The sequence below is a fragment of the Gordonia sp. VNK21 genome (genome assembly GCF_046098115.1).
Taxonomy (GTDB): Bacteria; Actinomycetota; Actinomycetes; order Mycobacteriales; family Mycobacteriaceae; genus Gordonia.
In genome coordinates this window covers 1-1,725 of sequence record NZ_JBJURU010000038.1, presented here as the reverse complement: position 1 = coordinate 1,725, position 1,725 = coordinate 1, and the positions used below count along the sequence as shown (strand labels likewise).

The following is a 1,725-nucleotide window of genomic DNA, read 5'->3' as shown; positions in this document are numbered from 1 at the left end:
CGGGGGCTCGGCGCCGGCGGCAGCGCGGCGATCAACGGCGGCTACTTCCTGCGCCCGCACGTCACCGACCTGGTCGACTGGCCCGGGCCGTGGCCGGTGTTCGCCGCGGCCGCCTACGACGCGGTGGACGGCGGCGACGACGGCGGCGGCCTGCTGCACGTCTCGGCGCCGTCGGACGAGGAGCTCGGCGACCTGCCGCGGGCCTTTGAGCAGTACTGGCTCTCCCGCGGGCAGCTCGCCGCCGGCGGCGCCTGGCCGGTGGTGGGGGTGAACCGGGTGCGCAGCAACCGGGTGCGCGGCCGCCGTTTTACCGGAGCGCACGTCCTGGCGATGGCCGGCGGTCCGCCGGTGCAGGGCGGTCTGACGGTGCAGCGGCTGGTGCAGCGCGACGGCCGCATCGTCGGCGTGGACTGCGGCGACCGGCAGCTCGCCGCCGGGACGGTGATTCTGGCCGCGGGCACCCTCGGGACCGCAGAGCTCTTGCGGCGCAGCGGGATCGGCGAGTCTCACGTAACGGTCCATGAGCACGCCGAACTGCTCGTGCGGTTCACGCCGCGCCGGCCGCTGTCTGCGCGGGCGCTGCTGCAGTCGGTACTCCACACCGCCGACGGCCTGGAGGTCCGCTGCTACGGCGACGACTTCGGCCGGTTCATTGACGGTGAGCCGTTGCGCGGCGTGCCGATCGGCGTCGCCGACCTGGCCGAGCCGGTGGCCGGGTCCTTCGGGCCGGACGGACTGGACCTGGGGGAGCCGACGGCCGAGTCGCTCGAGCGGCTGCACTCCGCCGCCGGGCGGGTGGTGGAGATGCTCGGCGGTGAGGAGTTCGCGGAGTTGGTGGAGCCCGGCTCGATCGAGATCGACCCGGTGATCGGGATGAACCAGCACGCGCTGGGCAGCCTGCCGCTCGGGGAGGCACTCGACCCGTTCGGCGGTGTCCCGGGTGTGGCGGGCCTGCACGTGGTGGACGCGTCGGTGCTGCCGCCGCACCTGCGCAGCGGGCCGCATGCGAGCGTCGCAATGGTCGCCTGGGCGCTAGGCAGCTTGCTGCCGTGAATTCTCCTGTCGGCTTGCTGCCGTGAACTCACTGTCGGCTTGCTGCCGTGAATTCTCCCGCCGGCGCGTTGCCGTAACCCTGGTGAATACCGCGTGAAGATAATTCAACGATTTTTGAATTAACTTCCGCCGGCGAGTACCGTCGCGGTGAGTGCCCCATCGCTCACTGAGGAGTGCGACTGTGCTGCAACGGATCTCGTTCACCGGCGCTTCACCGGCGCCGACCGGCGGGCCGGCTGGGGCGATCGGGTGACCAGGGCACGCCGGCTGGCGGCCGGCGGCAGCGCGCTCCTGGGCGGCCTGGTGGTGCACGACCCGGTGCAGAACAAGCACGCCATCGTCCGGAACTATCCGGTGGTCGGGCATCTGCGCTTCATCCTCGAGCGCTTCGGCCCGGAACTGCGCCAGTACATCGTCACCTCCAACGACGAGGAGCGCCCGTTCAGCCGCGATCAGCGCAGCCGGGTCTACGCCTCGTCCAAGGCGGAGGACTCCTACTTCGGTTTCGGGACCGACAACGACGTGGAGAATCTGGACGGGCGCGCGGTGATCAAGCACCGGACCTTCGCCGGGGCCGGCCTGCACAGCCTCGAGGGGCGCCGCTGCCGTCGGCCAAGATCCTGGGGGCCGCGCGCGGCCGCCGGCACGCCTTCCGGCCGTCGTCGGTGGTCA

General features: G+C 72.0%; 1 protein-coding gene and 1 pseudogene. Both read left to right on the top strand.

The features are described from left to right. Positions 1-1,053 (top strand): GMC family oxidoreductase N-terminal domain-containing protein (locus ACJMNC_RS18255; RefSeq protein ID WP_408949362.1); only part of this gene is annotated, 1,053 nt, incomplete at its 5' end. A 147-nt stretch (positions 1,054-1,200) separates the two neighbouring features. Continuing rightward, a pseudogene (locus ACJMNC_RS18250) lies at positions 1,201-1,725 on the top strand (hypothetical protein); the annotation flags it as partial.